The sequence below is a fragment of the Streptomyces sp. NPDC002868 genome, from assembly GCF_055563295.1.
Window position 1 is genome coordinate 1 of sequence record NZ_JBVHDR010000056.1, and the last position, 8,806, is coordinate 8,806.

The 8,806-nt window shown below is 68.8% G+C and carries 4 protein-coding genes and 4 pseudogenes; 4 read left to right on the forward strand and 4 right to left on the reverse strand.

The features are described 5' to 3' along the window. Positions 1-98, forward strand: a pseudogene (locus ACZ3H8_RS40195) (serine protease); the annotation flags it as partial. Here ACZ3H8_RS40195 and ACZ3H8_RS40200 read toward each other — a convergent pair. After that, a pseudogene (locus tag ACZ3H8_RS40200) lies at positions 92-208 on the reverse strand (DUF4231 domain-containing protein); the annotation flags it as partial. The pseudogenes ACZ3H8_RS40195 and ACZ3H8_RS40200 sit on opposite strands and share 7 nt — an antisense overlap. 796 nt (positions 209-1,004) lie before the next feature. Between ACZ3H8_RS40200 and ACZ3H8_RS40205 the strand changes: the two are divergent. Further along, positions 1,005-1,337, forward strand: coding sequence for a putative quinol monooxygenase (locus ACZ3H8_RS40205; RefSeq protein ID WP_467410243.1), 333 nt, complete (start codon positions 1,005-1,007; stop codon positions 1,335-1,337). Positions 1,338-2,010: 673 nt separating this feature from the next. Next, positions 2,011-3,810 carry a VanW family protein gene (locus ACZ3H8_RS40210; protein ID WP_467410251.1) on the forward strand — a complete coding sequence of 600 codons (1,800 nt, stop codon included), beginning with the start codon at positions 2,011-2,013 and terminating at the stop codon, positions 3,808-3,810. Here the strand turns inward: ACZ3H8_RS40210 and ACZ3H8_RS40215 are convergent. After that, positions 3,713-4,357: an ankyrin repeat domain-containing protein gene (locus ACZ3H8_RS40215; protein ID WP_467410246.1), complete on the reverse strand. Its 645-nt coding sequence runs from the start codon at positions 4,355-4,357 to the stop codon at positions 3,713-3,715. The genes ACZ3H8_RS40210 and ACZ3H8_RS40215 overlap by 98 nt on opposite strands. 104 nt (positions 4,358-4,461) lie before the next feature. Then, a pseudogene (locus ACZ3H8_RS40220) lies at positions 4,462-4,935 on the reverse strand (glutaminase); the annotation flags it as partial. A gap of 546 nt (positions 4,936-5,481) precedes the next feature. Here ACZ3H8_RS40220 and ACZ3H8_RS40225 point away from each other — a divergent pair. Then, complete coding sequence (locus ACZ3H8_RS40225) at positions 5,482-8,211, forward strand: AAA family ATPase (RefSeq protein ID WP_467410248.1); 2,730 nt, start codon at positions 5,482-5,484, stop codon at positions 8,209-8,211. 133 nt (positions 8,212-8,344) lie between these two features. On the opposite strand, the pseudogene ACZ3H8_RS40230 reads toward ACZ3H8_RS40225, so the two are convergent. Beyond that, a pseudogene (locus tag ACZ3H8_RS40230) lies at positions 8,345-8,806 on the reverse strand (AMP-binding enzyme); the annotation flags it as partial.

The window sequence follows — 8,806 nt, forward strand, 5'->3', positions numbered from 1 at the left end:
TGTCCCACCCGGGCACCGTCGGCGGCCAGGACATCACCAGCGCGGCCAACGCCACGGTCGGCATGTCCGTCACCCGCCGCGGCTCCACCACGGGCTCGGCGACGCCGGCGTCGAAGGGCGTGCCGTGGACGGCGTAGTGCCATGACATCGACTTGATGAACTCCGCCGCTGAACGGTTGAGTTGCCAATGCGACTTCACTGCTAAGCGATATGGCTCGTTCCGTACGCTCCTGCGAGAATGCGATGCAACTCTTTTGTTCCGTCTCCACGTGCTGAGTTGCCCGACTGGGCTCCGCAGTAGTGTTGTTGGGCATCAGCGGCCCTTCGGCCGTGCTCGGGCAGGCCGGCCCCGGGAAGCGGGGTTCAGGCGGTGGTGAGCTTCTGGATGGCCTCCAGCGCTGGCGGGCGGAGGTGACGCTGTCGCGGCGCTGCTCACCGCGGCCGCGCTTGCCGGACCGGCGGCCGCCTTCGTCGCCGCCGTCTTCCTTGGGCACGGGGCCGAACTCACCCGGCTCCGACGGCCGGTTCCAGTCGCCCCACAGGCCGCGCTTCTCCAGCTCCCGGATCTCGTAGTCGGTGAGCCGGTTGACCTCTTCGGGGAAGAGGTGGGCGAGGTCGGTGTCGAAGTCGGCGTACAGCGACCAAATCAGACAACGGCTTCTGAGCTTGTTCTACCTTCCAAGAGTAGGTCTGAGGCTGTGTCTTAAGGTCCGTCAGATGCCGGGTCCAGGTGAGTACCTGGCCGGGCTGAGGGCTCCGGGGAACTGCCAGGAGCCAGCGCCGGTGCCGCGTGCAGCGGCCCCGGCCTGCCCGCTGGCTTGCCTGCTACAACCGGCGGCGACGCCACTCCGGCGACCGGCTACCTCACCCCGGGGCGAGCTCGAACGGTGGATGATCACATCACGTAATCTGTCAGGCGTCGCATGAAACCCGGTGCCCACTCCCGAGGTTCAACCTCACAGGTGGCACGCGCATTGTGTGGACAGTCCAGCGAGAGGAATCCGATGATTTTCATCACGGCCAAGTTCAAGGTCCGCCCTGAGTACGCCGACCGGTGGCCTGAGATCGCCGCCGACTTCACCGCCGGCTCGCGCGGTGAGCCGGGCTGCCTGTGGTTCGACTGGTCGCGGAGCGTTGAGGACCCCACGGAGTACGTGCTGGTCGAGGCCTTCCGAGACGACGACGCCGGGGCAGCGCACGTGCACTCCGAGCACTTCAAGACCGCGCAGCGGACTCTGCCACCCCACCTGGCCGAGACACCCCGGATCGTGAACGTGAAGGTCCCGCATGACGACTGGTCACTGCTGGGTGAGATGGCCGTCACCGGCATGGAATAGCCCGGGCTGTCCGCGACGGGGGACGTGGACAGACCGAGGCGGCGGTGGGGCGGGCGCTACCCGTGGGCGCGGACGAGGAGGGTGCCGACCTTCCGCGGTCCTGCCAGGGGCGGGCAGCACCCGGGCGGTCGATGCGGCGAATCCGTGCGCGGCCAGGATCTCCATCCACCGGTGGGGCCCGTAGTCCCACCGCTTCATCACGAGCGGGTCCTCGTCCTCGGGGCCGGTCGACGTACGAGGCCCGGCAGCCGTAGCAGCCCTCTACCGGCGGCCGCTGCGAGAACGCGAGCACGCCACCCGGCGCCGGAGGTCAGGCGGGAGCGCAGTCTGATCTCGCCCTCGCTCGTCCTGTACGGGGGACCTGGTCGGCGCTGCTGAGGCGGTTCGGCCAGTGTCGACAGCGGTTGTGTACGTGATGCGCGGCGGATTCCGTCAACGGCATCGGCTCGCCGAAGCCCGATATCGCGTCGTCGAGGGCACGCACCATGCGGCACTGGAGGCGGGTGCGATTCCCAAGGCGCCGCGGGCGGCCTGGGAGCTTCTCCATCGTGACGGAAATTACATTCTTCCTATTTCTTCCATTTTGTGGATTATTCTGTGCGAATTCACTTGTTCAGGCTGCTCTGGCTGGTCAAACGCACGTTTCCGGCCGGTGGGCGCTACAGGGAGAGATATGGGACGCGCACGCAGTAGAACGGGCAACTGGCGGATTGTTCTGCCCGTCGCAGGTGGGGCTGTCGTGCTCGCGTTGGGTGGCCTCTACATCGCCGGGCTGGTGGCCGGTGACGACATCGCAGAGGGCACAAGGGTGCGCGGGGTCGACATCGGCGGAATGGGCCGAGCGGACGCCCGGCAGGTCCTGGACCGAAGGCTCGGCCCGGTCTTCGCAGCGCCGGTCGCGTTGAAGATCGGTGACCGCATCGAGAAGGCCGATCCCGGCGCGCTGGGGCTGTCCCTCGACACCGCAGCGACCGCCGACCGCGCCGCAAGCGCAGGATCCGATCCGGTAACGGCAATCGGCAGGCTCTTCGCCTCCGGCGGCCGGGACGTCGAGCCGGTGATACGCATGGACGAGCGGAAGAGCCGGGCGGGAGCCGACCGTATCGCCGCGGCCAGCAAGCGGCAGGTCCGGGATGGGGCGATATCGTTCGAGAAGGGCAGAGCGACGGCCGTCGCTCCGGTCACCGGCGTCGCCCTGATCACAGACAAGGCGCCGGACACTATCCGCGACGGCTACCTCCGCACTCCGGATGCCGCCCCCGTCGTGATGCCGGTGAGGCAGACGCAGCCGCGGATCGGCCCGCACGAGACCGAGCGGGCCATGAACGAGTTCGCCCGGCCCGCGATGTCCGGACCCGTCACGCTCACCCTCGCTGAGAAACGCATATCCATTGGCACCGCCGCGCTGGGCAGGCATCTGACGATGAAGCCCGACAGCCGAAACCGCCTCGTGCCGGCCCTCGACTCCAAGAGTTTGCTCGCCGACCCCGCTGTCTCCCGCCCGGTGCGGGACGCCTCCCAGGGCCCTCGGGATGCCGTGCTCCGGCTCGACGGCGACGACCGCGTGGTGGTGGCCCAGGAAAGCTCTGTGGGGCGGCAGGTCACCGCGAAGGCATTCGGCGAGGCCGTGGTACCCCTGCTGACCGGTTCCGGCGCGGCCCGCACCGGTGAGATCGCCACCGTAGCGGTCCAGCCGCAGCTCACGAGTGCATCGGCACAGCGGCTCGGCATCAAGGAGAAGGTCTCCTCATTCACCGTCGCTTTCCCGCCCGCCCCTTACCGCAGCACCAACATCGCGCGCGCGGTGGAGCTCATCAACGGCTCGGTTGTTCTGCCCGGACAGGAATGGAGCTTCAACCGAACGGTCGGTGAGCGTACGAAGGGCAACGGCTTCGTCGACGGCATCATGATCAACAATGGTCAGTACGTGAAGTCGCCCGGCGGCGGCGTCTCTGCAGTCGCCACCACCATGTTCAATGCCATGTTCTTCGCGGGCGTCAGGCCCGTGGAGTACGGCGCCCACTCCTTCTACATCGAGCGCTACCCCGAGGGCCGCGAAGCCACGGTCGCGTGGGGCACCCTCGACCTGCGCTGGACCAACGATTCTGGTCACGGCCTCTATATCAAGGCCGAATCCACCGGCACCTCGGTGACTATCACCTTCCTCGGCACGAAGAAGTACGACGAGATACGTGCGACCAAGGGGCCGCGCACCAACATCAAGCCGCCGGGCACGCGCACGGGCAGCGGCCCGAAGTGCGAAGTCCAGAGCCCACTCGAAGGGTTCGACGTCGCTGTCGGCCGCGTCTTCGTGCAGGACGGCCGGGAAGTCAAGCGTGAAGACTTCAAGACCCACTACACGCCTCGCGACAAGGTCACGTGCACCCCGGAGGAACCGGCCTCCGCAGCGGCGGTGGGCCGACCGGACGCACCCCGCGCGACGGCAACGAGTGGCAGCGCCACTCTCGGCTGATTCGTTGTCCGCGTACTCGCGAAAATGCCCAGTCGGGTACGCGTGAACGGACCCTTTCGCTGATCTTGTGATGTTGCACCTGGCTGCTCGTCGGAATCACGTGCTCGCGGGTGGATTCACTCGTAGAGGGTGGCTGCTTGAAGCGCTCTCGCTGGTTGGGTCCAGTCGCAGGGCCGCCGCCCTGCTCCAACAGATAGGTGACGACGTCGAGATGCCCCTCGGAAGCTGCCAGGTGGAGAGCTGTACGGCCGTCGTAGTCGCTGGAGGAGGGCGCGACTCCCGACGCCAGGCAGGCACGTACTCCGTCGGCGTCGCCCTTGCTCGCCGACCAGAGGAGCCGGATCGTTCCCTCGATCGCCGTCTGGTTCTTCTGCAGCCGCGGGTCGGGCTTGCCCTGCCGGTCGTCTCCTACGAGGGAGTCGTACACGTGGAAGTTGTACCTGGCGACCAGTTGCTTGGAGAACTCGATGCCGCGTACGGAGTTTCCCAGTGCGTCGAGGCGGGGCGACCAGATGGCGATCCCCATGACCTGCAGGACGACGAGCATGAGAGCCCCGGACACCCCGCTCTTGGCCGGCAGGCCGATGGTGAAAAGTCGAACTCACCGGAGTAGTCGTACATGCCGCAGGACGACATGAGGGAGAGGCACTTCTGTACGGTGCCGGTCGAGAAGACCCGGTCGCCGGAGAGGGGCACGACGCCGCCGTTGGCGAGGGTGGAGGCCACGGAAGCCAGGGCACCGGCGTTGAGTTCGACGGAACAGCACTGGAAGTAGAACTCCAGGGTCTCGATCAGGTTGATGCCGGCCGGGAAGGCACCGTGCTCGCGCATGAAGTACCCGAGGGCGAAGTTGCGGTCGGCCGTCTGCCGCTCGGAGAGGTAGACGGCGTTGTTGAATCCGACGGGGCTGTCGCCCGACAGCCGCCGCCAGGTGTCCGCGACGTAGTCGAAGCGGTCGGCGATGTCGAGTGACGCCTCGATGAGCGAACAACTCATGACGGCACCGGAGTTGATCATCGGATTGTGGGGGAGACCGTTCCCGTTGACCGACAGTTCGTTGAATCCGAGTCCGCTCGGCTCCCGTCCCACGTGCCGGTGGACCACCTCGGCACCGTGCCCCTCCATCGTGAGGCCCCGCCCGCCGCACCGTGTCGGTATCAGGGGTGCTACTTGCGCTCCTCACTTTGGCGTCGCTCCCCGTGGCATGGCCCCGAGCGGCTGGACCGTGGCGACAGCGGGACGCTGCGCACGAATGCGCAGGCATTGCCAGGACCGCAGCCTGGGGCGGCGCTGTTGCCGGCAGCGACGGGTTGTCCTCCAGCTGTCCGGGGAAGCGCTGTTGATGGATCTCACTTCACCAACGTCGGCAAGGTCCGTGCAAGCCAGGAACCACCGTCCGGCCAAACCCTTGGGTGTCCCGGTCGACACCCCGGTCAACGCCCTCGGTGGGCACCCCCGGTCCCCTTTCGGTTCGTCCGGAGCCTGACGACACGCTGTAACTCAGCACCCCTCTGCTCTTGAACTTTCCAGCAAATATGCTGAGCGCAGCCTTGCTCATCACTACGGAGCGTCATCCTCGGCGCGGACAACCGGTACGGTGACGGCACGGTCGCCTCCCTGACCGCAGTGGAGGGCTGTGGGTTGGTGAAGCATGACAACGGGGCAACGACCGTGCTGATTGGACGACAACGAGAACTCGCCACACTGGGTGAGCTGACCAGACCTGCCGCACCCGGAACGGCGGTGATCGTGCGCGGGGGCAGCGGCGTGGGCAAGAGCGCCCTGCTCCGCCGGGTGCTGCGCCGAGCGAGAGCCGACGGGCATCTCGTCCTCTGTGCGACGGCCGACTCTCTGGACACCCCGACCGATTTCGGTGTCGTGCACCAGTTGTTGGAGCACGTCGCCGAAGAGGAGCGGGACGAGACCGTGCAGGCGGCCATCGCCGACTTCCATGCTCCGTACCGGGCCGCGGCTGCTCTCACCCGCGCCGACCGCCGGGTCGTGCTGGGGATCGACGACCTCCAATGGGCCGACACGGCCTCGGTCACGTGGCTGGGCAGGCTGCTTCGCAGACTGGACGGACTGCGGATCACCGTGGTCGCCACCATGGGTCCGGGGGTCCCGTCCGGCGACGAGCACTGCATCGGCACGCTGCTGCCGCAGTTCCGGCACCGCATCTGGCTCACCCCGCTCGGCGACGCAGAAGTCGGCGAACTCGCCGAAGCGGTGCTGGGGACTGAGCCCCAACCGGACTTCGTCACCGCCTGCCGCACGGCCACCGGCGGCATCCCCGCCCTGCTGCACGCCCTGCTCCGGTCCATACGCACCCATGGAGCGGCGCCGGACGCCGACACCGGCGCCGATCTCGCCCGCTACGTACCCGCCGAGGTGGGCCGTACCCTTCAGGCCACGCTGCGAGCCTGCGGACCCGATGCGGTCGCCACCGCCGAGGCGGCTGCCGTGCTGGCCGGCCCACGGGCGCCGGCCGCTGACCTGATCGCCTGCGCCGCCGAAATGCTTCAGCAGGCTGTCGAGGACAGCCTGCACACGCTCACCGCCACCGGACTGATGATCCGTGCCGAGGAAGGCACCGCCTTCAGTTGCCCGGTCCTGTCCGTGGCTATCGCCAACGAAGTGCTGCCCAGCCGCCGTCAGGAACTCCACGCTCGCGCGGCGCGGTTCCTGATCGACCAGGGGGCCGCCTGGGACACCGTCGTCCCTCATCTGCTGAACGCTCCGCTGGGCCAGGAGTGGGCGGTCGACGCCCTGCTCCGCGCCGCCGACGAAGCGATGGCCCGCGGAGACCGCGCGGCCGCACTCGGCTGTCTGCGACGCGCCCTGCGCGAACCCCTCCCCGACCCGGTTCGGGCCCAGGCGCTCGCCTTGCTCGGTGAGGCCGAACTCGCCAGCTGCGTGCCCAGCGCGGTGCACAGCCTCCGCCGAAGTCTGGATCTCGCCACCGCGCCCGGCGAACAGGCCGCGGCGGCACGCTCGCTGTCCGCTGCCCTGTTCACCCTGGACCGCTACAGCGAGGGGCTCGACGTGCTGGAGCACGTCGCCGGGCGGATCCGCCCGGCCAGCCCGGTGGACGCACTGCGCCTGGAGATCGACCTGGTCTACGCCCAGCTCAGCCGCACCTCCACGGCCGCCGCGGCGATGCCCCGGCTGATGGCGATGGCCCTGGCCGAGGCCGAGGGAACCCTCGTACAGCGGCCGCTCGCCGCATTGCTCTCGCTCCGTTCGATCATGGACGGAGGCAAGCCGGCGGACGCGGTCGCCTACGCCCAGCAGGCCATGAGCGGCGGGGTCTGCCCGGAGAACGACGAATCCTTCGTGTACACCGCCCCGGTCCTGGCACTGGCCGCGGCGGGCCGTTCCGATCTCGCCCTCGCCCACGTCAACGCGAGCATGGGCACGGTCCGCGCGGGAGGGTCCGCACTCACCTCCGCGTATCTCTCCACGCTGCGCGCCGGGGTCAACTACCGCGTCGGTAACGTTGTCGGATGCGAGGCCGACGCCCGCGCCGCCGTCGAGTCGCTGCGGGGTGTCGGCGCCGGACCGACCACCAGTCACGGCGTGGCCATGTGGACGGACGCACTGGTCAAACAGGGCCGCACCGAGGAGGCCGAGCAACTGCTCGCCGACCACGGGCTGACCGGCCGGCTCAACCGGCACTGGGCCAATGACTTCACCGCGCTGGTCCGCGGCCGACTGAGGATGGCCCAGGGCCGGGCCCAAGAGGGCCTCGCCGACTTCCTCCACGCCGGAGCCCGCGCCCGGGCCCGCCGGATGGCCGGACCGGCCGTGCTGCCCTGGCGTTCCGAGGCCGCGCTGGCCCACGCCTCCCTCGGTGAGCACGAACAGGCGAGTGCACTGGCCGAGGAAGAGCTCACTCTTGCCCAGGCGTGGGGGATACCGGAGGTCACCGGGGTGGCGCTCCGCGCTCTTGGAGTCATTACCGGGGGCCGCGCGGGCGTCGACATGCTTCGTGAGTCCATCCTGCTGCTGGAACCGTCCACCGCGCGCTTCTCGTACGCGCAGGCGCTCGCCGACTACGGGGCGCTGGTACGACAGAACGGGCTGCCTTCGGCGGCGCGGAACTGGCTGCGGCAGGCGGTCAGCGTCGCCGAGCAGTGCGGGGCGACCGCTGTGGCCGGCTTCGCCCAGGAGGAACTGCGGGCCGGTGGCTACCGGGCGGAGTCCCGCGCCTCACAGGGGCTGGAGGCACTGACCCGCTCGGAGCGCCGGGTCGCGGACCTCGCTGCCGAGGGCCTGACGAACAAGGAGATCGCGGCGCGGCTCTTCGTCGGTCTGCGGACCGTCGAGGTCCACCTCAGCAAGGCGTACCACAAGCTCGGTATCAGCGGCCGGGCCGGACTGGCGGAGGCTCTGGCGGCGTAGCCGGCGCGCGCACGGCAGGCCGGGACCGGAAAGGGCAAGAAGATGCCGGGCAGTGGGGGAATTCACTGCCCGGTATCCGGTCTGTGTGGCGGCCCGTTTCTCCGGATCACCGCCGTGTGGTGTCGGCGGGGACTCAGTCCTCGTCGGCGGTGGTGGGCAGCTGGGACTGGATGAGGTCCATCACGGAGGAGTCGGTGAGGGTGGTGACATCGCCCAGTTGACGGTTCTCGGCGACATCGCGCAGCAGTCGGCGCATGATTTTGCCGGAGCGGGTCTTGGGCAGCTCGGCGACCGCGAGTATGCCCTTGGGTTTGGCGATGGGTCCGAGCGTTCTGGCGACATGTGCCCGCAGCTCTTCCACCAGTCCTTCGTCCTCCGTGGCGGTGCCGCGCAGGATCACGAAGGCGACGATGGCCTGGGTGGTGGTGGTATCGGCCGCGCCGACGACTGCCGCCTCGGCGACCTTCGGATGGGAGACGAGTGCGGACTCCACCTCGGTGGTGGCCGGAGACCAGCATCACGTCGTCGACCCGGCCGAGCAGCCAGATGTCGCCGTCGTCGTCCTTCTTGGCGCCGTCGCCCGCGAAGTACTTGC

What these genes read in the sequence shown, in the direction of transcription:
- ACZ3H8_RS40215 (WP_467410246.1), bottom strand. Translation starts at nt 4,357, where the DNA reads ATGCTCGTCGTCCTGCAGGTCATGGGGATCGCCATCTGGTCGCCCCGC.
- ACZ3H8_RS40205 (WP_467410243.1), top strand. Translation starts at nt 1,005, where the DNA reads ATGATTTTCATCACGGCCAAGTTCAAGGTCCGCCCTGAGTACGCCGAC.
- ACZ3H8_RS40210 (WP_467410251.1), top strand. Translation starts at nt 2,011, where the DNA reads ATGGGACGCGCACGCAGTAGAACGGGCAACTGGCGGATTGTTCTGCCC.